The sequence below is a fragment of the Streptomyces sp. NBC_00457 genome (assembly GCF_036014015.1).
Classification (GTDB): domain Bacteria; phylum Actinomycetota; class Actinomycetes; order Streptomycetales; family Streptomycetaceae; genus Streptomyces.
The window spans coordinates 6,337,437-6,360,396 of sequence record NZ_CP107905.1; the positions used below are offsets into that span (position 1 = coordinate 6,337,437).

Genomic DNA, 22,960 nt, shown 5'->3' on the forward strand with positions numbered 1-22,960 from the left:
ACGACGCGAGTACCGCATGGAGGAGCTGGCCCGCCTGGCCGGCATCACCGTCCGCACCCTGCGCTTCTACCGCGAACGCAAGCTGATCCGGCCACCCCGCCGCGAGGGCCGCATCGCCTGGTACGACGACCACCACCTGGCCCGCCTGCGCACGATCGCGGCCCTGCTGGAACGCGGCCACACCCTCAACGGCATCGCGGAGCTCGCGGAGGCCCTCGAACATGGCCGCGACGTCGCCGACGTACTCGGCGTGGACACCCCCACCGAAGAGGAGCCGGTCCACCTCACCCCCGAGGAACTCGCCGCCCGCTTCGAGGGCGAGGTCACCCCCGAAAACCTCGCTGCCGCGATGGACCTCGGCTACCTCGGCACCGACGGCGACGAGATCGTCCACGTCAGCCGCCGCCTGCTGGACGTGTCAGCCGCCCTCGTCCGCGAAGGCATCCCCTTGGCAGAAGTCCTGGCAGCCGGCAAACAGGTACGCGAACACGTCGACGCCCTCGCCGAACTCTTCGCCGACGTGGTGCTCCGCCATGCCACGGAGGACGACATGCAGCGTCTGCGGCCGCTGGCGCGGAGCGTGGTGGAGGCGGAACTTTCGCTGGCTATGGACCGGCGGATGCGGAAGCGGTCGTAGTCGTGTTTCGGCTTTCCCGCCGTGGGGGCTTGTCGCGCAGTTCCCCGCGCCCCTAGGTGGGACAACATGCCCTTTCTCAAGACCTTGGCGGCAATTTTGGTCTTGAGCGGTCCGGTACGTGGCTGTAGTCCGGGGGTGTTGCCGGAGGCGTCGTCTGGAGTAGGTCCAGGGCCAGCCGTACCGCGTCGTCCAGCTGGGCATGTCTGCCCTCTGCCCAGTCCAGGGGTGTGCGGAGGATTTCCAGGTCGGGGGTGACGCCGTGGTTTTCGATGGACCAGCCGTATGCGTCGAACCAGGCCGCGTTCATGGGGACCGTGATGACGGTGCCGTCGCCGAGGCGGTGGCGGCCGGTCATGCCGACCACTCCGCCCCAGGTGCGCTGGCCGACGACCGGGCCGAGCTTGAGGAGCTTGAAGGCTGCCGTGATCATGTCGCCGTCGGAGGAGGTTGCCTCGTCGGCCAGGGCTACCACCGGGCCCCTCGGGGCGTTCGACGCGTACGACACCGGCTGGGCGTTTCTCGTCAGGTCCCAGCCGAGGATGGTGCGGGTGAGTTTTTCGACGACGAGTTCGCTGATGTGGCCGCCGGCGTTGCCGCGTACGTCGACGATGAGGGCCGGCCGGGAGACCTCCATACGCAGGTCGCGGTTGAACTGGGCCCAGCCGGAGCCGCCCATGTCGGGGATGTGGAGGTAGCCGCAGCGGCCGCCGCTCAACTCGCGTACGACCGCGCGGCGTTTGGCCACCCAGTCCTGGTAGCGGAGGGGGCGTTCGTCGATCAGGGGGACTACGGCGACCCTGCGGGAGCGGCCCTCGCCCTCGGCGGGGGTGAACGTCAGCTCCACCGTCGTACCGCCTGCTCCCGCAAGGAGTGGGTACGGGCCTGTGTCCGCGTCCACCGGGCGGCCGTCCACGTGGGTCAGTACCGCGCCCTCGCGGATGCCCGTGCCGGCGAGAGGGGAGCGGGCCTTGGAGTCGGACGACTCGCCGGGCAGGATGCGCTTGACCGTCCAGCCGCCGTCCCTGCGGACGAAGTTGGCGCCGAGGAGACCCTGCCAACGCTGGTAGTGCGGGGGGCCTTCGTTGCGGCGGGCGGCGGAGACGTAGGCGTGGGAGGTGCCCAGTTCGCCGAGCACCTCGCGGAGCAGGTCCGCGAACTCGTCGGGGGAGGCCACTCGTTCGAGCAGCGGGCGGTACTGGTCCAGCACCGCGTCCCAGTCGATGCCGCACATGCCGGGTTCCCAGAAGTAGGCGCGGATCAGGCGGCCCGCCTCCTCGTACGACTGGTTCCACTCGGCGACCGGGTCGACCTCGTGCAGGATGCGGCGGAGGTCGATCCAGACGGTCGTATCGCTGTCGCCTGATTCGGTGGAGGGGACGGCTCGCAGGTCGCCCTCGTCGACGACGACCAGGCGGGTGCCGTCGCCGCTCACCGCGAACCAGTCCAGGTGCTCGACCAGTTCGGACTTCTTCGCCTTGGTGATGTTGAAGTATTCGAGGGTGGGGCGGCCGGTCGTGTCGTCGGGATTGGCGAACGTCTCGCCCAGCGCGCCCGAGATCGGCCAGCGCAGCCAGACCAGGCCGCCGCCGGACACCGGGTACAGCGCCGAGTACTTGGAGGCGGCGACCGGGAAGGGGGTGACCCTGCTTTCCAGGCCTTCCACTTCGACCGTCACCGCGCCGTCGCCGCCCTCGTCGTCCTCCACCGGGTCCAGGCCGCCCGCCGCCGGGCGGCCCTCGGGGTTCAGGGCGAAGGGGGAGGGGGTCGCGGAGGACAGCGGGACCAGGTAGGGGCGGCAGCCGAGGGGGAAGGAGAGGTCGCCGGTGTGGACGTCGTACACCGGGTCGAAGCCTCGCCAGGACAGGAAGGCCAGGTAGCGGCCGTCTCGCGTGAAGACGGGGTTCTCGTCCTCGAAGCGGCCGTTGGTCACGTCGACGATGAAACGGTCCTTGATCCTCGCCATCTTGATCTGGCGGAGCGTGCGGCCGATCCCCGGGTGCGACCACGTGAGCCATGCCCCGTCGGGGGAGAACGCCAGGTCCCGCACCGGGCCGTTGATCGAGCGGATCAGCTCCGTGACCTCGCCGTTCGAGTCCTCTGTCGCGTCGATGAGCAGGAGGCGGCCGTCGTGCGAGGCCATCGCCAGGCGCTCGCCCTGGGGGTCGGAGACCAGCTCCAGGACGCGGCCCAGTTCGCCGGAGGCGAGGCGGCGGGGGGCGCGGTCGCCCGTCGCGCGCGGCAGGTACGCGATCTCGACGGCGTCCTCGCCCGCCGCGTCCGTGACGTACGCGACCTGGCCGACCTTGCCGAGCATCTCCGGGAGCCGGACCCGTACGCCCGGAGTGTCGGTGATCGTGCGGGCCGGGCCGTCGCGGTGGGTCAGCCAGTAGAGACTTCCTCGTACGATCACCGCGCTCGCGCGGCCCGTCTCGTCGACGGAGATGCCGTCGATGTGCTGGGCGGCGGGCACCTGATACCGGCGGCGGCCGGCGCGGGGGCCGCTCAGGCGTATGTCGAGCTTGCGCGGCTTCGAATCGGCGGTCAGGTCGTCGACGATCCACAGGTCGCCCGCGCACTGGTAGACGACGCGTGTGCCGTCGCTCGCGGCGTGCCGGGCGTAGAAGGCGTCGTGGTCGGTGTGGCGGCGCAGGTCGGAGCCGTCGTAGGCGCACGAGTAGAGGTTGCCGACGCCCTCGTGGTCGGAGAGGAAGGCGATGCGGGAGCCGACGAACAGGGGCGCTTCGAGGTGGCCGTCCACGTGCGCGAGGAGCCGGTCGCCGTGCAGCCAGAGGCGGCCCATGGCACCGCCCCGGTAGCGCTTCCAGGCGGCCGGTTCGTGCGGCGGGGTGCCGGTGAGGAGCAGGCTCTTGCGCTCGCCGTCGAGGTCGGCGACCTGGATGTCGGAGACCGGCCCCCAGGGGAGCTTGCGGCCGGGGTCGCCGTCGGGGGTCACCTTGTAGGCCCAGGTGAAGTAGGAGAAGGGCTCGCCGTGGGAGGCAACGGCGAGGATGTCGCCGTCCGGGGTCCAGCCGCACACCCGGGTGTCCGCGCTGCCCCAGTACGTCAGCTGCCGTCCGGCGCCACCGTCCACCGGCACGACATGGATCTCCGGGACCAGACTGCGCCAGCTCGTGTACGCGATATGGCGGCCGTCGGGCGAGAAGCGGGGGTGGCCGGCCTTGGTGCGGTCGACGGTGAGCCGCCAGGCTCGGCCCGGTCCGTCGAGGGGGGCCAGCCACAGGTCGTCCTCGGTCACGAAGCACAGCAGGTCGCCGCTGAGGTGCGGCAGGCGCAGATAGCTCACCTCCCCATGCTTTTCCCGTCGATGGGCCCGGGCAACTTATGCGGAACGAACACACGTGAGCCAGCACACGTACGAAACGGTTTCGTTTCGCGGAAGTCTGCGCTACATTCGTGACGTACGAAACAGTGTCGTTCGAAGGCCGGGTTACTCCGGCGAGGAGCAGGAGAAGGTGAGTGGGATGACTGAGGCCGCAACGGTGCGTCGCAGTCGGATCACGCCCGAGCGCGAGGCCGAGCTGTACGAGGCCGTGCTCGACCTGCTCCGCGAAGTCGGCTACGACGCCCTGACCATGGACGCCGTGGCCGCCCGTACCCGTTCCAGCAAGGCCACCCTCTACCGCCAGTGGGGCGGCAAGCCCGAGCTGGTCGTGAAGGCCGTGCGGCACAGCAAGCCCGGCCCGTTCGAAGGCCTCGACACCGGCTCGCTCCGGGGCGATCTGCACGCCCACATGGAGCAGACGGACGACTGCGAGATGGAGCAGAACGCCGGGCTCATGCGAGGCCTGGCGATGGCGGTGCACAACAACCCCGACCTCCTGCGCGAGTTCCGCGAAAAGCTCGTCGAGCCGGAAATGGCGGAGTTCAACCGTGTGCTGCAACGGGCGGTCGACCGGGGCGAGATCCGGGCGGACAACCCGGCGCTGGGCTATGTGACGCACATGATGGTCGGTGCGTTCGTCGCCCGGGGCCTGATCGAGGACCGGCCGCCGACCCGGGACTTCCTCACCTCGTACATCGACGCCGTGGTCCTCCCCGCCCTCGGCATCACCGCGAACCGGTCTGCCGACCGGTAGTTCACCGGCAATTCCCCACTGCAAGCCCCACCCCACCTGACGTAACCGCTCACGTCGTCGGGCCGATCACGCCTGCCACCCATCAGGCCGATCACCCCTGCCCTGTTACACCCACGACCTGACCGGGAGTACGCCCTCGTGGCAACGTTTCTCTACAAACTCGGCCGGCTCGCCTTCAGGCGACGCCACTTCGTCGCCCTGATATGGGTGGCGCTGCTGACGCTCGCGGGTGTGGGCGCGGCCAGCGCACCCGCAGCGGGTTCCTCCTCCTTCTCGATCCCCGGCACCGAGGCCCAGAAGGCCTTCGACCTGCTGGAGGAGCGCTTCCCCGGCATGGCCGCCGACGGCGCGACCGCGCGGGTCGTCTTCCAGGCGCCCGACGGGGAGAAGATGACCGACGCCGCCAACAAGGCGACCGTCGAGAAGACCGTCCAGGACCTGTCCGACGGCTCCGAGGTCACCTCGGTCGCCGACCCGTTCAAGGCGAACGCGGTCAGCAAGGACGGGACGGTCGCGTATGCGGCGGTGTCGTACGACGTCTCCGGCATGGAACTGAAGGACGCCTCCAAGGAGGCGCTGGAGGACGCCGCGCAGGACGCGCGGGACGCCGGGCTGACCGTCGAGATCGGCGGTGACGCGCTCCAGGCGACGCCGGAGACCGGTTCCGGCGAGATCATCGGTATCGCCGTCGCCGCGGTCGTCCTCGTCATCACCCTGGGTTCGCTGGTCGCGGCCGGACTGCCGCTGCTGACGGCGCTCATCGGCGTGGGGATCGGCGTCTCGGGCATCACGGCGCTGGCCAACCCCCTCGACCTCGGTGACACCACGGCCACGCTGGCCATGATGATCGGCCTCGCGGTCGGCATCGACTACGCGCTGTTCATCGTCTCCCGCTACCGGGCCGAACTCGCCGAGGGCCGGGACCGCGAGGAAGCGATCGGCCGGGCGGTCGGCACCGCGGGCTCCGCGGTGGTCTTCGCGGGCCTCACGGTCGTGATCGCGCTGGCCGGACTCGCGGTCGTCAACATCCCGATGCTGACGAAGATGGGCTTCGCGGCGGCCGGCACGGTCGTCATCGCCGTACTGATCGCCCTGACGATGATCCCGGCGCTGCTCGGGTACGCGGGCCGCAAGGTGCAGCCGGCGGGGTCGAAGAGCAAGTTCCTCGGCCGCCGGAAGTCCGCGTCCGCGGCGCAGACCAAGCCGAACATGGGCACGCGCTGGGCGAGCTTCGTCGTACGCCGTCCCGTCGCCGTCCTCCTCTTCGGTGTCATCGGCCTCGGAGCCGCCGCGGTTCCGGTCGCGGCACTGGAGCTGGGCCTTCCCGACGACGGCTCACAGCCCACGTCCACGACACAGCGACGGGCGTACGACACCCTCTCCGACGGCTTCGGGCCCGGCTTCAACGGGCCGCTGATGATCGCCGGCGACGCGAAGGGCAGCGACGATCCGAAGGCGGTCGCGCAGACCACGATCGATGACATCAAGGGTCTGGACGGTGTCGTGTCCGTCAGCCCGGCGGCGTTCAACAAGGCCGGGGACACCTTCACCATCACCGTGATCCCCGACTCCAAGCCCTCCTCGACACAGACCGAGGACCTCGTCCACTCCATCCGTGACGCGGGCGGGCAGATCAAGTCCGACACGGACGCGGACGTACTGGTCACCGGCACCACCGCGATGAACATCGACTTCTCCCAGAAGATGAACGACGCGCTGGTCCCGTACCTGGCGCTGGTGGTAGGCCTCGCCTTCCTCCTGCTCATCGCGGTCTTCCGCTCGATCCTGGTCCCGCTGAAGGCGGCCCTCGGCTTCCTGCTGAGCGTGCTGGCGGCGCTGGGCGCCGTGGTCGCGGTCTTCCAGTGGGGCTGGCTGTCCGGCCTCCTGGGCGTCGAGGAGACCGGCCCGATCATGTCGATGATGCCGATCTTCATGGTCGGCGTGGTCTTCGGCCTGGCGATGGACTACGAGGTGTTCCTCGTGACCCGGATGCGCGAGGCCTACGTCCACGGCGAGAAGCCGAGCCAGGCGGTCGTCACGGGCTTCAAGCACGGCGCTCGTGTGGTGACCGCCGCCGCGGTGATCATGATGGCGGTCTTCGCGGGCTTCATCGGCTCCAGCGAGTCCATGATCAAGATGATCGGCTTCGGCCTCGCGATCGCGGTCTTCTTCGACGCGTTCGTCGTGCGGATGGCGATCGTCCCGGCGGTACTGGCACTGCTCGGCCACAAGGCCTGGTGGCTGCCGAAGTGGCTGGACCGCGCGCTGCCCAACGTGGACGTCGAGGGCGAGGGCCTGAGGACCGCGGAGGACCGCAGGAACGCGGATCCGGACGAGGATAGGGAGCTGGTACGGGTCTGACGCACGGCGTCTGACGGCGTACAGCTTCTGACAGGACCGGCCGGTGAGGGCTCCGTGGGGACGGCGGCCTTCACCGGCCTTCTGCTGTAGTGCCGCGCTCCTCTGCCGTACTGCGCCCGAGATAGGTGACCGGCCCCGGATCGGGCACCGAGATCTCATGGAAGCCGAGACGACGGTAAAAGGCTCGCGCGGGCGTGTTGGCGGTCAGCATCGACAGGTGCACGGCCGGCACACCTCTGCTGTGCAGCGCCCGCAGGAACGCCCGCATCAACTCCCGTCCGTAACCGCGCCCTTGCCACTCCGGCAGCAGGTCGATGTGGAGATGGGCCGGATAGTCGGCCACCTCGGGCACGAGCATCCGCTCGGGTCGGCGCAGCAGCGCGACGATCTCCTCATCGGCCGTGCGCGGCGGACCGTCGGGCTCTGGATACCGGTCCGCCACCCTCGGCAGCCACTTCGCCCGGAAGTCCTCGACGAAGCGAGGGGTGTCCGCGGTCCCCAGGATGTAACCGACGGCCCGCCCGCGCCCGTCGTCCAGCACGAACGCCAGCTCCGGTTCCAGATGGACGTAAGGCTGCGCGAAGATCACCGGGAAGATGCCGGGGTCGGCGTAGTGGGGACGGGCGTCCTGACCGACGTGGGCGGTGCGGACACAGATGTCGTCGAGGCGATCGCGATCGGCGGGGCGATAGGGACGTACGGCGGCGGAGGGGACGTCATGTGTCCCGGCGGGCGTAGAGGTCATCACCGCATGCTGCCTGTCCGGCAAGGCCCCCGCCCCCGCAATGCGGTTTTCGTGACGCGCGTCAGGCGCTGGCAAGGGGCCGGACGTATGTTGGCCGTATGGACCCTGCAAGCGGAAAGCACGGCATCGGTTCGGACACAGGGCAGCTACGGATCAAGACCAGCCGCACCGGGCTGGGCCGCAAGGCCGGGCATGACCTGACGATCGAGGTCACCCGGTGGTCCGGGGATGTCACGGTCGATGTCGCCGATCCGGGCCGGTCGTCCGTGGTCGCCTCGATCGAGGTCGACTCCCTGGAGGTCCGGGAGGGAGTCGGAGGCCTGAAGCCGCTGACGGACGACGATCGGGCGGACATCAAGCGGACGATCAGAGAGAAGATCCTCCACACCGCGGAGCACCCGCGCATCACCTTCACCTCGACCGAGATCGCAGGCACCCCGCACGCCTTCACCGTGACCGGAGACCTCACGATCATGGGCACAACCCATCCGATCACCCTCGAGGCGGGCCTGGACGCCGAGGGGGGAGTGCATGGCGCCGCCACCGTCGTACAAAGCACCTGGGGCATCAAGCCGTACAAGGCCTTCGCCGGCGCCCTCCGACTCGCGGACGAGGCCCGAATCGAGTTCGACCTCGCCCCTCTGACCGAGACGGCGGCGCTGGGGTAGCCCTTCCCGGCACTCCCCGGCCCGTCGGCAAGCAGCAATTGGAACGTTCGGGCCACGAGTGAGCCAGGATCCCTCGGGTCTCGGCAGCACAGAGGTTGGCCCAAATCTGCCAACTACCGGCTCAGGCAGGACCAGCGAGGCCCATGCGACTCGCGAGGTAGGACCGCGCCCCACCCACCGCCCCGCAAGCCGCTGACCCGACCCGGCATGCCGCCACCCCACCGACGCGCCCCACCCACCGGCCGCATGCCGCTGAGCCTGCCCGGCGTGCCGCCACTCGGCTGACGCGTCCCGCGCCACCCACGCACCGCAAGCCGCTCAGCCCGCCTGGCGTGCTGGCGAGGCGCGACCGCGCCGCTCACCTCGGCCCGCATCCCAGCCACCTCACCGCAAACCCACCTCGGCCCCCACCCCTCCGGGCCGCCCGCTCGCTTCCAACCCGTGCTGGAGCGAGCCGAGTCAAGGGTGGCCGGAGGCCATCGGCGCAGCCGACGCGACCGAAGGGAGCGCCCTTTACTCGGCTCGCGGAAGCACGACACTGCCAAAGAAGCGGGCGGCCCCGACGGTCACCGGAATTCGCCCTCGCCAGTTTCCGGCCGCCGCCCCCGAGTACTGATCAGCGGATAGGAGTTGATCACAAACGCAGGGTCCTTCAACAACGCGTAGAACCGCCGCAGCTCCCCCTCCGTAACCCCATCCCCCCTAAGCTCCACCTCCGCCTGCTCCATGGTCACCTGATTCTTGCGAGGATGTCCCGGCGTTCACGCCGGGGAGGAATCGCATCGCGAACCGGTGACGCGGAGCGTCACCGCGTCCGATGGCCGGGCACGGAGTGCCCGCACGGCTGTCCAGCGGAGCGGCGAATTCGTACGCGCGTGCTGGATGGTCGCGAGGGTGGGTGAATGCGTGCGAAGTTCGCCCGGGTGTGCGATGTGCTGCCTAGGTTTGGGGCTGTGAAGCTGGTGGTGCAGGTGAAGCTGTTGCCGTCGCCGGAGCAGGCGGCGGCGCTGGAGGCGACCTTGCGTGCCTGCAACCGGGCCGCCGACCACGTCTCCCGGACCGCCTTCCAATCGGGCATCAAGGACCGCAACGGGCCGCAGAAACTGGTCTACGCGGACATCAAGGCCGCCTTCGGCCTGTCGGCACAGCCCGCGGTGCGGGTGGTGAAGAAGGTCGTGGACGCCTACGGTGCGCTCGCAGCGAGCCTGCAAGCCGGGCGGCTGGGCGGCCCCGAGTCGAAGCGGTACCGCAAGGCGGTCGGCTCACCGGTCACTTTCCGGCCCGAGGCGGCGCAGCCGTTCGACGACCGGTGCCTGTCCTGGCAGACGGACGCGCGCACGGTGTCGATCTGGACGGTGGACGGGCGGATGCGCGGCATCCGCTACACCGGCTCGCCGGACCAGCTCAAGACGCTGGCCGAGTACCGCAAGGGCGAGTCCGATCTGGTCCAGCGGGGCGGGAAGTGGTTTTTGATCGCGACCTGCGACATTCCCGATCCCGAGGTGTATGAGCCGGCTGACTGGATCGGTGTTGACCGCGGCATCGTCAATCTCGCTACCACCAGTGACGGCACCAACTACCAGGGCCGTCGGCTGAACCGCTACCGGCGCTGGCAGGCCCGTAAACGCGCCGAACTCCAGGCAAAGCAAAGCCGTTCGGCCACCCGCCGCCTGGCCCGTCGGGCGAAGAAGGAGCAGCGCCATGCCACCCATGTGAACCACCGGGTCTCGAAGGAGATCGTGTCCGTCGCGCAACGCACCGGTCGCGGGATTGCCGTCGAGCAGCTCGACGGGATCCGGGACCGGGTACGGCTTCGCCGCGACCAGCGGGGCACCTGGTCTTCCTGGCCGTTCCACCAGCTCGGACAGCACCTCGCCTACAAGGCCCGCCGGGCCGGGGTGCCGTTTGTGGAGGTGGATCCGGCGTACACCTCGCAGCGCTGCCCGCGCTGCGGGCACACCGAGCGGGCCAACCGGCCCGACCGGGACCGTTTCTCCTGTCGTCGGTGCGGCCTCGCTGGGCCTGCCGATCACGTCGCCGGGGTCAACGTGCGCAACCGCGCGCGCTCGGCGTGGGTGTTCGTCACCGCACCCGTCCCCGCACCAGCCTGAACAGGCCGGATTGTGGGGAGATGCGACCCGTGACCGTCCTGTCGTAGGGGGCAGTCGGGAGCGCGACAAGGTGTGAACGACCGAGTACACAAGCTCGGCCGTTCACGGCCGAGAAGGTGACGCGATGCAGGTCGATCCCCGTGCCGCCGCCCGCCCAGGACTCCGCGTACGTCGTCGCCGTGACGTCCGTGAGCCCCGCCCGTGTCATCGCCGAAGGCACCCGGCGTCCCCACGCCACATCGGCGCCCGCCTTCTCCAACTGGGCCAGCAGCGCGGCCTGGACGTGGGTGAACAGGGCGGTGGAAGCCTCATCCGGGGTCGCGAGAACCGGAATCCACGTGCAGCGAACTCCTCCAACAGGAGCCATCCGCCCGGCCGCAGGGCTGCCACGAGCCGTTCAAGTACGGCGATCCGCTCCGGCAGGTGCAGCAGGACCAGCCGGGCGTGGATCACGTCGTAGTCGCCGCCCGGCAACGGATCGTTGACGATGTCGTGGCGCAGCAGGCGCACCTGCGGCGGCCGGGGCCGGGACTCGGCCCAGCGGGGGTCGAGGTCGGTCACCGTGACCTCCCCCTCCGGACCGACCCGTTCCCCCATCCACGCCCCCAACGAGCCGCCGCCCCCGCCGACTTCCAGGCAACGGAAACCGGGGGCCAGGCCGGTCAGTTCCAACTGGCGGCGGGAGACGCGGTCGTAGCACGACTCCAGGGTCGAGAAGCGGTCGGGAGTGCGGGCGTCGGTGTTGTCGAACAGGTAGCGGGACATGGAGTTTCTCCCTCTGCGGGCTCTGCGGGCTCTGCGGGCTCTGCGGGCTCTGCGGGCTCTGCGAGCTCTGCGCGGGGCGCGGTGACACCGATGAAAACGAACGCGAAGGGCAACGGTGTTGTGAGTTAGCGTGCCGTTCATGACGACCTCCGCCGCCTCCGCCACCGAAGACTCCGGAGCCCACCCCCGATTCGCCGAGGCACTCCAACAGCTGGGGCTCGGTGAACTCCACAGCCGCATCCGCCGCTTCCCGGACGCCACCCGCACCGCCGCCGAGGCCGCCGCCGCCATCGGGTGTGAGCTGAGCCAGATCTGCAAGTCGCTGATCTTCGCGGCGGACGGCGTACCGGTACTGGTGCTGATGGACGGGGCCTCGCGGGTCGACGTGGAGCTGGTGCGGCGGGAACTCGGTGCCGAGAAGGTGACGCGCGCGAAGGCGGACGTCGTACGGGAGACGACCGGGTACGCGATCGGAGGCGTGCCACCCTTCGGGCACCGCACAAAGACCCGGGTACTCGCCGACCGTTCCCTGCTCGACCACGACCTGGTGTGGGCCGCCGCCGGAACCCCGTACACCGTCTTCCCCATGGAGCCCAAGACGCTGATCACCCACGCCGGCGCGAACCTCGTGGACGTACGCGAGCAGGACACCCACAACCAGGACGCCCACAACCAGGACGCCCCCGAGCCCACCCCGTGACCCCCCTGGTCACCGCCGCCGTCCTCCTCGCAGCCGTCACCCACGCCGGCTGGAACGCCATCGCCCATCGCATCACCGACAAGCTCGTCGGCTTCACGCTGATCGCGGGCGGCGGCGTGCTGATCGGGCTGGCCATGATCCCGTTCGTGGCGGTACCGGCGGCGGGCGCATGGCCGTACCTCCTCCTCTCCGCCGCCATCCACATCGCGTACTACGTGCTGCTGATGAAGTCCTTCCGCCTGGGCGACTTCGGCCAGGCCTACCCCATCGCCCGCGGCAGCGCGCCCCTCGTCGTCACCGTGCTCGCCGCCGTCTTCGCCCATGAGGTGCCGGACGCGTGGGCAGCCGCCGGAATCGCCCTGTCCTGCGCCGGTCTCACCGGCGTCGCCCTGTGGGGGCTGCGCGGCCGACGCCCCGACTGGGCGGCGATCGGCGCGGCCCTGGCGACCGGCCTGACCATCGCCGTCTACACCGTGGTCGACGGCCTCGGGGTGCGGGCCTCCGGGTCCTCGCTCGGCTACATCGCCTGGCTGATGGTGCTACAGGGGACGATCATCCCCGCGTACGCCATCCGCCGCTGGCGACGTCAGACCCTCACCCAGCTACGCCCGTCCGCCCCCCTCGGCCTCCTCGGCGCCGCCCTGTCCGTATCGGCGTACGCCCTGGTCCTGTGGGCACAGACCAGGGCCGCCCTCGCACCGATCGCCGCCTTACGGGAATCGTCGATCATCGTCGGCGCGGCCATCGGAGCGGTGTTCTTCAAGGAGCGGTTCGGGGTGTCCCGGATCGTGGCGGCGGGGGTAGTGGTCGTGGGGATCGGGTTGATGCTGCGCGCGGGGTGAGACCGTCGTGAGGCCTCATACCGTCGTGAGGCCTCACAGCTACAGCCCCGCCGCCCCCGGCAAAGCCGCCGAAACGGTCCGCTGGTGCGGGACGGCGATCCCGGACAGGTCATGCGCGCGGACGCTGTTGCGGTCGGCCGGGGAGCGGCCGAGGGCGTGGTGGGGCCAGAGGCCTCCGGCGACGCGGCGGCTGCGTTCGCTCCATTCGCGGGCCGGGTCGGTGCCGGATTTGTAGTAGTTGAGGGCGTAGCCGCCGGTGTGGATGCGCAGGAGGGAGAAGCCGCCCGGGTAGTCCTTGACCGCGCTGACTTCCTGCTGGGTGACGTGCGGTGCGCGCAGCAGGACCGTGCGCTTGTTGCGGTGGGTGTGGCCCGCGTGGTGGAGGAAGACGCCCGGCGAGGCGGCGTACGCGTCGACGATCGCGCGGGCCTGGCGGCGGTCGAGGCGCTGGCCGCGACCCATCGGGAAGACCGAGTCCCGCACGGTCAGCGGGTGATGGCCGAAGACGAGCGTGGGCTGCTCCCGCTGTTCGCGCAGCTGTGCCCGGAACCAGGACAGCTGCTCGTCGCCGAGCCCGCCCGCGTCGCCGCCGTTGCCCTTCTTCTCGTAGGTGTCGAGCCCGATCAGCCGCAGTCCGCCCAGGTCGTGGGTGAGGTAGCCGGGGCCCGTGCCGCCCAGGAAGCCGTCGCGGAAGGTGTCTCCGGCGGGGCCGGGGCGGTCGTGGTTTCCGCGTACGACGAAGTAGTCCCGCCCGTGGACGCCGAAGCCGTCCAGGATCTGTCTCGCCTCGGCCAGGTCCCGCGGCGCGCCGCCCGCCGAGATGTCCCCGGCGGCCAGCAGCACGTCCGCCCCGCGCCGCCGCGCCTCCTCGACCAGGGCCCGGCCCATGATCTCCGGGTACGGGGCGAGCCCGGGCTGCTGCGAGATGCCGCGCAGCATCGGCATTCCGGCCACCCGGCCGGCGGTGGTCTCGCCGAGGTGCAGGTCGTTGCAGAGGGCGATGGACATCAGGTGGCGGCCGGGCGGCGGCTGGGGCGTGGTGAAGGAGTACGGTCCGCCGCGCGAGCCGATGCCGTGCAGATTGGTGCCGACCGCGTTGCCGCGCACGAGGTGCAGCGGCGTGGGTGTGGCGGCCGTACCGCGGGAGCGGGCCTGGTAGTAGTACGTCTGGCCCGGTTCCAGGCCGGTGATCTCCACCTGGTGGTGCGCGGTCACGCGGCCTTCGGACGCGGTGCGGGTCAGGCGGCCGGGGTGCGTGCCGTAGACGACCTCGCCCTCGGTGAAGGCGGGCAGCATATGGCCCCAGCCGTCGTCGGTTCCGGGGACGCCGGTGAACCAGGTGATGATCGCGCGGTCCTCGGTGAGGGTGACCAGTTCGAGGTGTACGGCGGCCAGAGCGTCGGGGTGGTGGGGGAAGGCGTGGCGTGCTCGCTGGGCGCGGGTGAGGGCGCCGCGCAGCAGAGCGGGCGCCAGCAGTGCGCCGGAGCGCGCGATGTCGCAGGGGCTGGGGAGGGCGGCCAGGACCGTCAGAGGAGCGGAGAGGCAGCAGCGCATACTGCAGTTTGTGCCCTGTTGACGTTAACTGCGGCGGTTTTGTCGGCGGCGTCATACGGTCCGGCGTGCGACATCCGTCACTCGCGGCGTGTCCGCGTGACTTCGGACACGCCTCATGGATGCGTCCGTAGGCCGGAAGGAGCACTCTGGAAGCAAGTGTTCCGGAGGTGATCGTCATGATGCAGACCACAGTGGGATGGCATGTCGAGCTCGAGTTCCAGGAGGACGACACCCACACCCGGGCGGCGGCGATGGTGCGCTTGCCCGACGGCTCGGAAGTACGGACCCATGGGCACGCCACGCGCCACCACACGGACCCGAATCAGCCGCGGGTCGGCGAGGAGATCGCCGCGGCCCGCGCACTGAACGAACTCGCCATGCAGATGCTGACCAAGGCGCACACCGAGATCGACGCGGCGTCAGGACGCACTTCGCATCCGATTCACGTCTGATCGGGGAAGTACGTCAGGGAGGCACACCGGTCCGGGCGGGCTCACACGGCTGAGGGAAAACGGCCCGCCCTAGCGGGTCCGGACGGATCGAGGGGTCGGCGGGGCGTCACGATCGCGGCATGACAGAGCGATCCATCAGACCCGTCAGTCCCGTCAGATCCGTCAGCCGGCGCGGCGCGCTCGGCACCGTGGCGGCCGCGGGGCTGGCCGCCCTCTTCCCGGCCGCGAGTCCCGCCCGTGCCGCCGCGCCGCTGCGTAGCGGGCTCTACACGATCTCCCGCTTTCACTGGCAGTTCCTCACGCTCACTGAAGCGGAGGGGGCTGTCGTGCTGCTGCCGGAGGGCGCCGGCGGCGGCCAGGTGTGGGAGGTCCAGCCCCTGGCCAACGGCAACAGGACCATCCGTAACGTCAAGGAAGGCACCTACCTCGGCTATGCGCGCACCCGGGGCATCCGCGAGCGGGTCATGGGACACGCCGTCCCCGTGGAGTGGTCCCTCACCGCGGCCGCGAACGGCCATCACCTCACGGCCCCCGGCACCGAACTCGCCCTCGACGGCAGCCCTCTGCGGATCCACCCGCCGCACATCGACCTGACCGCCCTGCGCTCGCGGGACCCGGCTCAGATCTGGCACTTCCGCGCGACGTCGCTGTCCTCCCGTTGAAGACGGCTGGAAGTGGCGCGATGTGCCGGTGGTCCGCTGCGGCGCCATCGTGGCTGGTCGCGCCCACGCGGCGGAGCCGCATATCGATACAGCCCCGCGCCCCTTTGGGGCGCTTAACCAGCCGTAGCCCGCCGCACCGCCCGCACCAGCGCCTGCGCTCGCGGATCCGCCGTCACGCTCTTGCGGAAGCCGTTGGTGACATAGCCGAGGGCGATGCCCGTCTCGGGGTCGGCGAGGCCGAGGGCGCCGCCGCGGCCGGGGTGGCCGAAGGAGGTGGGGGTGAGGAGCGGGGAGGCGGCGCCGTGGAGCATGTAGCCGAGGCCGAAGCGGGTGGCGACGACGAGGGTGCGGTCGGGGCCCGCGGAACGTTCGCCACGGGCCAGCTCCACCGTCTCCGGTGTGAACAGCCGCGTTCCGCCGTCCACTTCGCCGATCAGGGAGGCGTAGAAACGGGCCAGACCGTCGGCCGTCGCGATGCCGTTGGATGCGGGGAGGACGGCGGCGCGGTAGGCGGGGTCGTTCTCGTCGGGCTGCGGGGTGATGGCGGCGAAGGCGCGGCGGGTGAGGGAGTCCGGGTCGGCGTAGGCGTCCGACACCGCACGCTTCGGCCGGGTCTTCAGACCGCCCGCCCGCTCCGGCGTCTCGACGCGGCCCACCCGCCCCACGCGCGGTATCTCCCTGTCCGGCAGCCCGATCCACAGGTCCGCCCCGACCGGCCCGGCGATCTCGTCCGCGACCCACTCGCCGATCGACCGCCCGGTGACCCGCCGGACCAGCTCACCGGTCAGCCAGCTGTACGTCTGCGCGTGATAGCCGTGGTCGGTCCCGGGCTCCCACACCGGTGCCTGCGCCGCGACCGCCTCCGCGCCGAGCACGGGATCGGCGGCCTGCGCGGGCGTCAGCGGCCGGTCCAGCACCGGCACGCCCGCCCGGTGCGCGAGCAGCTGCCACACCGCCGTCCGCTCCTTGCCCGCCGCCTTGAACTCCGGCCAGTACTCGCCCACCGGCGCGTCCAGGTCCAGCTCCCCACGCTGACGCAGCAGCAGGAGTACGGCGGCGGCGACGCCCTTCGTCGCCGAGCGCACGATCTGCGCGGTGCCGTGGGCCCAGGGCTCGGTCCCGTCGACGTCCTTGGTGCCGCCCCACAGGTCGACGACCTTGTGCCCGTCCCGGTAGACGGCGACGGCCGCACCCCGGTCCCCGAGCCCCTCGAAGTTGGCCGCGAACGCGTCCCTGACCGGCTCGAAGCCCTCGGCCACCGCACCGTGCACGTCCACGCCCGCCACTTCCCTCCGGATCACCTGCGACAGTGGGTGGAACGCCCCGCTGATGCCTGCGATTCCTCGCCCGCGTCAGCCCAGAAGGATCGTTACGTCGATGTTGTCGCGGGTCGCGTTGGAGTACGGGCACACCTCGTGGGCCGCGTCCACCAGCTTGGCCGCGATGTCCGTGTCGAGGACCGGGAGCGAGACGCTGAGGGCGACCGCGAGGCCGTAGCCGCGCTGTCTGTTGGGGCCGAGGCCGACCTTGGCGGCGACCGTCGAGCCGGTCAGGTCGTAGCCCTCGCGTCGGCCGACGAGGACCAGCGCGTTGTGGAAGCAGGAGCTGTAGCCGGCCGCGAACAGCTGCTCCGGGTTGGTGCCGTTGCCGTCGCCGCCCAGCTCGGGCGGCATCGCGACCTTCAGCTCGATCTGGCCGTCCTGGCTGGTGACATAGCCGTCCCGGCCGCCGTGGGCGGTGGCCTCGGCGACGTACACGATCTTCGTGGGGCGTGTATCGCTACGGGTGTCTGGACGGCTGTCGGGACGGATGTCGGCTTCGGCGCCGTCGATCATGGCAGGGCCTCCCCCTGATGGGACGGGGCAGCTGGCAACACAGGTGTGTGCAAGTGCATCGTGCACAAGGTACTCGCCGGTAACGGCGGGTGTGGGAGGGAGGGGGAGGAAACCGGCGGTAACCGAAGCTCAGCGGGAGCGCTCGGCCGCGGCCCGCGCCCGTTGTGCGAGCTGCCACAACTCCTCGCGGAGCCGGGTGACATCCGCACCGCCGAGCTGGGTCGCCGTGAGGAGTGCGCCCGGTATACGCACCGCGCGTTCCCTGAGTTCCTCTCCGCGCCCCGTGCACGCGATGACCACGGAGCGCTCGTCGTGCACCGCGCGCTCCCGGCGCACCACACCCGCGCTCTCCAGCCGCTTGAGCAACGGCGACAGCGTGCCGTAGTCCAGCCGCAGCGCCGCCGCCAGCTCCTTCACCGTGGTCTCGCCGCGCTCCCACAGCACCAGCAGCACCAGGTACTGCGGATAGGTGAGCCCCAGCTCGTCGAGGAGCGGACGGTACATGGCCGTCACCGCGCGCTGGGCGGCGTACAGCGCGAAGCACAGCTGCTCGTCCAGCAGCAGCGATCCGGCATCCTCTTGGTTCGTCACACGCCCATTGTCACGGAAGATCGCGGACGACCGAGGGACGGCCGTCACGGAAACGTGTCACGGACGGTTCTCGGCGGTCACAGAGCGCGGGTCGAAGCCGAACGGCAGCTCCAGGCGGTGCGCCCGCATCAGCTCCTCGTCGGCGAGCAGCTCGCCGGTCTTGCCGTCCGCGGCGATCACGCCCTCACTGAGGATCAGTGAGCGCGCGCACAGTTCCAGGGCGTACGGCAGGTCGTGCGTGACCATGAACACGGTCACGTCCAACGAGCGCAGGATGTCGGCCAGTTCACGGCGGGAGGCCGGATCGAGGTTGGAGGAGGGCTCGTCGAGGACGAGGATCTCCGGCTCCATCGCGAGCACTGTCGCGACGGCCACCCGGCGACGCTGGCCGAAGGAGAGGTGGTGCGGCGGGCGTTCCTTGAACTCCGCCATGCCGACCAGCTCCAGCGCGTGGTCGACGCGCGCCTCCAGCTCGGCCCCCTTCAGCCCGGCCGCCGCGGGTCCGAACGCCACGTCCTCCCGCACGGTCGGCATGAAGAGCTGGTCGTCCGGATCCTGGAAGACGATGCCGACCCGCCGCCGGATCTCGGCCATGTGCCGTTTGCCGACGGGCAGCCCGGCGATGTGCACGCTGCCGGTACCGCCGGTCAGGATGCCGTTGAGGTGGAGCACGAGCGTCGTCTTGCCGGCGCCGTTCGGCCCGAGCAGCGCGACCCGCTCGCCGCGCGCGATGGAGAAGTCCACGCCGAACAGGGCCTGGTGGCCGTCGGGGTAGGCGAAGGCGAGGCCGGAGACCTCCAGGGAAGCGGTACTCACAGGGCCCATCCCAACACACAGACGACGAGGGCGGCGGCGGGGAGGGCGAGAGCGTACGACCACTGCGCCCGGGACGCGGTCACCTCGTCGATCACCGGCATGGAACCGGCGTACCCACGGCTCACCATGGCCAGATGCACCCGCTCTCCGCGTTCGTAGGAGCGGATGAACAACGCGCCCGCGCTCTTGGCCAGCACGCCCCAGTGCTTGACCCCGCTCGCCTCGAAGCCCCGCGACTCCCGGGCGATCCGCATCCGCCGCATCTCGTCCGCGATGACATCGCCGTACCGGATCATGAAGGACGCGATCTGCACGAGCAGTGGCGGCAGCTTCAGTCGCTGCAACCCCAGCAGCAGTTCGCGCAGTTCAGTGGTGGAGGCGAGCAGGACGGAGGCGGCGACGCCCAGGGTCCCCTTGGCGAGCACGTTCCACGCGCCCCACAGCCCGTTGACGCTCAGCGAGAGCCCGAGTACGTCGACCCGCTCGCCCTCCGCCACGAACGGCAGCAGCACCGCGAACGCGACGAACGGCACCTCGATCAGCAGCCGCTTGAGCAGAAACCCGGCGGGCACGCGCGCGATGGACGCCACCGTCGCGAGCAGCACGGCGTACAGCCCGAACGCCCACATCGCCTCCCGCGGCGTCGACACCACGACGACCACGAAGGCGAACACCGCCGCGAGCTTGGTGTGCGGCGGCAGGGCGTGCACCGGCGAGTGCCCGTGCCGGTAGAGCCGGTGCGCGTGCCCCGCTCCCATGTCAGACGCTCGTGCTGACGGGACCGGAAGAGGCGGTGTCTTCGGTGGTACGACGCCTGCGCACCGCCCAGAAGACGCCGGTGCCGGCGACCACCGTCGCGCTCACGCCGATCACGCCCGCCAGCCCCCCGGACAGGCGGGCGTTCTCGACGTCCTTGACGCCGTAGTCGGCGAGCGGCGAGTCGGCGGTGTCGTGCTCCTCGACCTTCTGGTCCATGCCCTTGTCGGCGGCGACCTTCTCCAGGCCGTCCGGGTCGGCGGACGCGTAGAAGCTGACGAAACCGGCCAGCACGAGGGAGGCGACCAGGCCGCCGATCCACACCTTGCGGTGGGAGGTGCGCGCGGCCACGGCGACCTCGGGGGCGGGCGCGTCGACGAGTTCGCCGTTCACCCGCAGCTGGAGGCGCTGGCGCAGGTCGCGCGCGCCGTACACGAGGTCCGGGCGTACGGCGATCACGGAGCCCACCGTCAGCGCGGTGATCGCGGCCTCGCCGATGCCGATGAGGGTGTGCACGCCGACCATGGCGGTGGCGACCTTGCCGATCGAGACGTCGGTGGTGCCGCCGATCGCGTACAGGACCGTGAAGGCGGCCGCCGCGGCCGGGACCGAGACGAGGGCGGCGACGAAGGAGGCGGCGGTGACGGAGCGGCGGGTGCGCGGCAGAAGCTTCACCAGGCCGCGGAAGATGCCGTAGGCGACGACCGTCGTGACGCATCCCATGACGGTGATGTTCACGCCGAGCGCGGTCAGGCCGCCGTCGGCGAAGAGGATGCCCTGCATCAGCAGGACGACGGAGATACAGAGGACGCCGGTGTAGGGGCCGACGAGGATCGCGGCGAGTGCGCCGCCGAGGAGATGGCCGCTGGTCCCCGCCGCGACGGGGAAGTTCAGCATCTGCACGGCGAAGATGAACGCGGCGACCAGGCCGGCCAACGGGGCGGTGCGCTCGTCGAGTTCCCGGCGCGCGCCGCGCAGGCTCACGGCGACGGCCGCCGCTGCGACGACGCCGGTCACGGCGGAGGTGGGGGCGTCTATGAATCCGTCAGGTACGTGCACCGTTCGATGATAGTGGCTTGTTGCGAACGTCTCGCAAGAGCGAGTGGCTCGTACATCGGCTACGTGAGATGTGCGACGTCAGCGGGCGTAATCCGCGAAATATGGGACATTAGAGGGGAAGCGGATGCACATTTTTTACTTATGTAACGCAGCGTAAGGGGCCGTCCGATGTCTGCAGTCGAACAGTACGCACGAGCCCATATCGTCACGGACGCGCCCATCGAGGACAGCGACACGATTCCGGTCGTCCTGCGTTACGACCCCGAGGCCGACCCGCGTTCGGTGCGGGTCGGGCTGCCGGGGGCGTCGCACGAGTGGACGTTCTCGCGGGCGCTGCTGGAACAGGGGCTGCGGGCACCTGCCGGTACCGGGGAGGTACGAGTGTGGCCGTGCGGCCGGGTGCAGGCGGTCGTCGAGTTTCACTCGGCAACGGGGGTGTCGGTCGTTCAGTTCGAGACGAAGGCACTGATGCGGTTCTTGCGGCGGACGTATTTGGCAGAACCCGTGCCTCACTGAGTGCTTCGTCTGCGGGTCCGTTGTGGCTGGTCGCGCCCACGCGGCGGAGCCGCATATCGATACAGCCCCGCGCCCCTAAAGGGGCGCTTCAGCTCCCCATCTTCAGCAGCGCCGCCACGATCGGGCCCGCCGTTTCTCCGCCGTGGCCTCCCGACTGGACCACGCCCGCTCCCGCCAGGTCGCCCCGGTAGGCGGTGAACCAGCCGTTGGGCTTCTTCTGGCCGTCCACCTCGGCGGAGCCGGTTTTCGCGCCTACGTCGCCGGTGACGCCGGACATCGCCTCCGCTGCCGTGCCGTAGGCCGCCGTGTAGGCCATGAGGTCGCGCAGTTGGGAGAGGGTGGAGGCGGACAGGGTGCGGGAGGCGGTGGCCAGCTTGCGGTTGTCGACGTCCGGGGAGACCAGGTAGGGCTGGTGGAAGACGCCCGTCTTGATCGTCGCCGAGACCGACGCCATGTTGAGCGGGTTCATGCGGACGCCGCCCTGACCGATCAGCGAGGCCGCCATCTGGGCGTCCGACTGGACCGGCACGGAGCCGTCCATGGAGGGGACGCCGATCGCCCAGTTGTCCAGGGACAGGCCGAAGACCTGCTGGGCCTGCTGGGTGAGGTCGTCGTCGTCCAGCTTGGGGGCCTGGCTGATGAAGGCCGTGTTGCAGGAGCGGGCGAAGCTCGCCTTGAAGGTGCCGCCCTTGATCTGGAACTTGTCGTCGTTCTGGAACTTCCAGCCGCCGTACGTGAAGTACTTCGGGCACGGATGCGCCTTGTCCTCCGACGCGAGCCCCTTCTCGATCAGCAGCGACGAGGTGATGACCTTCATCGTGGAGCCGGGGGCGAGGGAGCCCTGGAAGGCCGTGTTGAAGCCGCGCGAGGCGTTGGCGGCGGCGAGGATCTCGCCGGTCGACGGGCGCAGGAGGACGACCGACGACTTCGCCTTCTTGGCCACCTGCGCCTCGGCGGCGGCCTGCAGGGCCGGGTCCAGGGTCGTCTTGACCGTGCCCGGGGTGCCCTTGCTGAGTTCGAGGACCGTCTCGTCGGAGAGTTCCTTGGCCTTCGACGCCTTGCCGCGGATCACCCGCAGCTCGATGCCCGCCTTGCCGCCCGCGGTCTTGCCGTACTTCTCGCGCAGCCCGTCAAGGACCGTGCCCAGCGACGGGTACTCGGCGGTCGTGATCTCCCCGCCGTCCCGGTCCAGCGCCTTGACCGGCGGGGTGCCGGACGCGCCGGTGACCAGGGTGTCGCCGTCCGCGAGGTCCGGGTGGACGACCGCGGAGTGCCAGTCGACGTAGGGCTTGCCGTCCTTGGTGTCACGGACGACGGTGAGCGAACTGTCGTACGTCAGCGGCTTGCTGGTGCCCTTGTACGACACCGTCGCCTTCACGGTGAAGGGCACCTTGGCGCCGGTGCGGGCGCCCGCGGTGAGGGTGACGTCCTTGATGTGGGCGTCCTTGGTGTAGCCGGTGAGCAGGGTGGTGGCCGCCGTGGCGTCGTTCGTGGCGGCCGCCGCCGCGGTCACCTTGCCCTGCTGCCAGGACGTGAGGAACGTGCGGGCCGCCGTGGTGACCTCGGTCGCCGACAGCGGGCCGGTCTTGACCTTCTTCTCCTCGGCGCGCGCCGCCGTCGGGGACGTACGGTCGTCGGCCGCGGCCCCCGCGCCGTACAGCGCGTAGACGCCCACTCCGGCGCCCGCGATGACCACGGCGATCGTCCCGCCGATGACGGCCGGCTTCTTCGTGTTCCGTCGCTCGGCGACGCGCCTTCTCGTTCCCACAGCTTCCGAATCCTCCGCGAGTCCC

The 22,960-nt window shown here is 70.5% G+C and carries 21 protein-coding genes; 10 read left to right on the forward strand and 11 right to left on the reverse strand.

Going from position 1 to position 22,960, the window contains the following annotated elements:
- Window positions 1–16: 16 nt before the first annotated feature.
- Window positions 17–637, forward strand: coding sequence for a MerR family transcriptional regulator (locus tag OG828_RS29000; protein ID WP_328372248.1), 621 nt, complete (start codon window positions 17–19; stop codon window positions 635–637).
- Between the two features lie 76 nt (window positions 638–713).
- Here the strand turns inward: OG828_RS29000 and OG828_RS29005 are convergent, their stop codons facing one another.
- Window positions 714–3,941, reverse strand: coding sequence for a S41 family peptidase (locus OG828_RS29005; RefSeq protein ID WP_328502786.1), 3,228 nt, complete (start codon window positions 3,939–3,941; stop codon window positions 714–716).
- Window positions 3,942–4,119: 178 nt separating this feature from the next.
- Between OG828_RS29005 and OG828_RS29010 the strand changes: the two genes are divergently transcribed.
- Together OG828_RS29010 and OG828_RS29015 are read left to right on the forward strand one after the other, a co-directional pair.
- A complete protein-coding gene (locus tag OG828_RS29010) occupies window positions 4,120–4,734 on the forward strand; it encodes a TetR/AcrR family transcriptional regulator (protein WP_328363026.1) in 615 nt (204 codons plus the stop codon).
- A 138-nt stretch (window positions 4,735–4,872) separates the two neighbouring features.
- Window positions 4,873–7,095 (forward strand): MMPL family transporter, encoded by a 2,223-nt coding sequence (locus OG828_RS29015; RefSeq protein WP_328502787.1) that lies wholly within the window; start codon window positions 4,873–4,875, stop codon window positions 7,093–7,095.
- Window positions 7,096–7,165: 70 nt separating this feature from the next.
- On the opposite strand, the gene OG828_RS29020 is transcribed toward OG828_RS29015, so the two are convergent.
- Window positions 7,166–7,840: a GNAT family N-acetyltransferase gene (locus tag OG828_RS29020; RefSeq protein ID WP_328502788.1), complete on the reverse strand. Its 675-nt coding sequence runs from the start codon at window positions 7,838–7,840 to the stop codon at window positions 7,166–7,168.
- 98 nt (window positions 7,841–7,938) lie between these two features.
- Between OG828_RS29020 and OG828_RS29025 the strand changes: the two genes are divergently transcribed.
- Complete coding sequence (locus tag OG828_RS29025) at window positions 7,939–8,508, forward strand: YceI family protein (protein WP_328502789.1); 570 nt, start codon at window positions 7,939–7,941, stop codon at window positions 8,506–8,508.
- Window positions 8,509–9,431: 923 nt separating this feature from the next.
- The gene (locus tag OG828_RS29030; protein WP_328502790.1) at window positions 9,432–10,619 is read left to right on the forward strand and encodes an RNA-guided endonuclease InsQ/TnpB family protein; all 1,188 of its coding nucleotides are present in this window, start codon (window positions 9,432–9,434) and stop codon (window positions 10,617–10,619) included.
- Window positions 10,620–10,823: 204 nt separating this feature from the next.
- On the opposite strand, the gene OG828_RS29035 is transcribed toward OG828_RS29030, so the two are convergent.
- Window positions 10,824–11,384, reverse strand: a complete 561-nt coding sequence (locus OG828_RS29035; RefSeq protein ID WP_328502791.1) for a class I SAM-dependent methyltransferase — start codon at window positions 11,382–11,384, stop codon at window positions 10,824–10,826.
- Between the two features lie 139 nt (window positions 11,385–11,523).
- Between OG828_RS29035 and OG828_RS29040 the strand changes: the two genes are divergently transcribed.
- Window positions 11,524–12,084, forward strand: a complete 561-nt coding sequence (locus tag OG828_RS29040) for a YbaK/EbsC family protein (protein ID WP_328502792.1) — start codon at window positions 11,524–11,526, stop codon at window positions 12,082–12,084.
- On the forward strand, window positions 12,081–12,926 hold the full coding sequence (locus tag OG828_RS29045; protein WP_328502793.1) for an EamA family transporter: 846 nt from the start codon (window positions 12,081–12,083) through the stop codon (window positions 12,924–12,926). The genes OG828_RS29040 and OG828_RS29045 overlap by 4 nt, the downstream gene beginning before the upstream one ends.
- A gap of 39 nt (window positions 12,927–12,965) precedes the next feature.
- On the opposite strand, the gene OG828_RS29050 is transcribed toward OG828_RS29045, so the two are convergent.
- A complete protein-coding gene (locus tag OG828_RS29050) occupies window positions 12,966–14,480 on the reverse strand; it encodes a metallophosphoesterase family protein (RefSeq protein ID WP_328502794.1) in 1,515 nt (504 codons plus the stop codon).
- Between the two features lie 176 nt (window positions 14,481–14,656).
- Between OG828_RS29050 and OG828_RS29055 the strand changes: the two genes are divergently transcribed.
- Together OG828_RS29055 and OG828_RS29060 are read left to right on the forward strand one after the other, a co-directional pair.
- Window positions 14,657–14,932 (forward strand): DUF1876 domain-containing protein, encoded by a 276-nt coding sequence (locus OG828_RS29055; protein ID WP_328502795.1) that lies wholly within the window; start codon window positions 14,657–14,659, stop codon window positions 14,930–14,932.
- Window positions 14,933–15,051: 119 nt separating this feature from the next.
- Complete coding sequence (locus OG828_RS29060; protein WP_328502796.1) at window positions 15,052–15,594, forward strand: hypothetical protein; 543 nt, start codon at window positions 15,052–15,054, stop codon at window positions 15,592–15,594.
- Window positions 15,595–15,707: 113 nt separating this feature from the next.
- Here the strand turns inward: OG828_RS29060 and OG828_RS29065 are convergent, their stop codons facing one another.
- From OG828_RS29065 to OG828_RS29090, 6 genes are all read right to left on the reverse strand, one after another.
- Window positions 15,708–16,871 carry a serine hydrolase domain-containing protein gene (locus OG828_RS29065; RefSeq protein ID WP_328504955.1) on the reverse strand — a complete coding sequence of 388 codons (1,164 nt, stop codon included), beginning with the start codon at window positions 16,869–16,871 and terminating at the stop codon, window positions 15,708–15,710.
- 75 nt (window positions 16,872–16,946) lie between these two features.
- Window positions 16,947–17,429 carry an organic hydroperoxide resistance protein gene (locus OG828_RS29070; RefSeq protein ID WP_328363083.1) on the reverse strand — a complete coding sequence of 161 codons (483 nt, stop codon included), beginning with the start codon at window positions 17,427–17,429 and terminating at the stop codon, window positions 16,947–16,949.
- Window positions 17,430–17,558: 129 nt separating this feature from the next.
- Entirely contained in the window at window positions 17,559–18,020 is a 462-nt protein-coding gene (locus OG828_RS29075) for a MarR family winged helix-turn-helix transcriptional regulator (RefSeq protein ID WP_328363085.1), read from the reverse strand.
- A gap of 57 nt (window positions 18,021–18,077) precedes the next feature.
- Complete coding sequence (locus OG828_RS29080; RefSeq protein WP_328502797.1) at window positions 18,078–18,845, reverse strand: energy-coupling factor ABC transporter ATP-binding protein; 768 nt, start codon at window positions 18,843–18,845, stop codon at window positions 18,078–18,080.
- Window positions 18,833–19,594, reverse strand: a complete 762-nt coding sequence (gene cbiQ / locus OG828_RS29085) for a cobalt ECF transporter T component CbiQ (RefSeq protein WP_328502798.1) — start codon at window positions 19,592–19,594, stop codon at window positions 18,833–18,835. Before cbiQ ends, OG828_RS29080 begins: the two co-directional genes overlap by 13 nt.
- Window position 19,595: 1 nt before the next feature.
- Window positions 19,596–20,651 (reverse strand): energy-coupling factor ABC transporter permease, encoded by a 1,056-nt coding sequence (locus tag OG828_RS29090; protein WP_328502799.1) that lies wholly within the window; start codon window positions 20,649–20,651, stop codon window positions 19,596–19,598.
- 168 nt (window positions 20,652–20,819) lie between these two features.
- Between OG828_RS29090 and OG828_RS29095 the strand changes: the two genes are divergently transcribed.
- Window positions 20,820–21,167, forward strand: coding sequence for an SsgA family sporulation/cell division regulator (locus OG828_RS29095; RefSeq protein WP_328363094.1), 348 nt, complete (start codon window positions 20,820–20,822; stop codon window positions 21,165–21,167).
- A gap of 88 nt (window positions 21,168–21,255) precedes the next feature.
- Here the strand turns inward: OG828_RS29095 and OG828_RS29100 are convergent, their stop codons facing one another.
- Window positions 21,256–22,935, reverse strand: coding sequence for a penicillin-binding transpeptidase domain-containing protein (locus OG828_RS29100; RefSeq protein ID WP_328502800.1), 1,680 nt, complete (start codon window positions 22,933–22,935; stop codon window positions 21,256–21,258).
- Window positions 22,936–22,960 lie beyond the last annotated feature (25 nt).

Coding starts and splice junctions, on each gene's coding strand:
- OG828_RS29000 (WP_328372248.1), top strand. CDS start 17: ATGGAGGAGCTGGCCCGCCTGGCCGGCATCACCGTCCGCACCCTGCGC.
- OG828_RS29010 (WP_328363026.1), top strand. CDS start 4,120: ATGACTGAGGCCGCAACGGTGCGTCGCAGTCGGATCACGCCCGAGCGC.
- OG828_RS29020 (WP_328502788.1), bottom strand. CDS start 7,840: ATGACCTCTACGCCCGCCGGGACACATGACGTCCCCTCCGCCGCCGTA.
- OG828_RS29025 (WP_328502789.1), top strand. CDS start 7,939: ATGGACCCTGCAAGCGGAAAGCACGGCATCGGTTCGGACACAGGGCAG.
- OG828_RS29035 (WP_328502791.1), bottom strand. CDS start 11,384: ATGTCCCGCTACCTGTTCGACAACACCGACGCCCGCACTCCCGACCGC.
- OG828_RS29040 (WP_328502792.1), top strand. CDS start 11,524: ATGACGACCTCCGCCGCCTCCGCCACCGAAGACTCCGGAGCCCACCCC.
- OG828_RS29050 (WP_328502794.1), bottom strand. CDS start 14,480: ATGCGCTGCTGCCTCTCCGCTCCTCTGACGGTCCTGGCCGCCCTCCCC.
- OG828_RS29055 (WP_328502795.1), top strand. CDS start 14,657: ATGATGCAGACCACAGTGGGATGGCATGTCGAGCTCGAGTTCCAGGAG.
- OG828_RS29060 (WP_328502796.1), top strand. CDS start 15,052: ATGACAGAGCGATCCATCAGACCCGTCAGTCCCGTCAGATCCGTCAGC.
- OG828_RS29070 (WP_328363083.1), bottom strand. CDS start 17,429: ATGATCGACGGCGCCGAAGCCGACATCCGTCCCGACAGCCGTCCAGAC.
- OG828_RS29080 (WP_328502797.1), bottom strand. CDS start 18,845: ATGGGCCCTGTGAGTACCGCTTCCCTGGAGGTCTCCGGCCTCGCCTTC.
- cbiQ (WP_328502798.1), bottom strand. CDS start 19,594: ATGGGAGCGGGGCACGCGCACCGGCTCTACCGGCACGGGCACTCGCCG.
- OG828_RS29095 (WP_328363094.1), top strand. CDS start 20,820: ATGTCTGCAGTCGAACAGTACGCACGAGCCCATATCGTCACGGACGCG.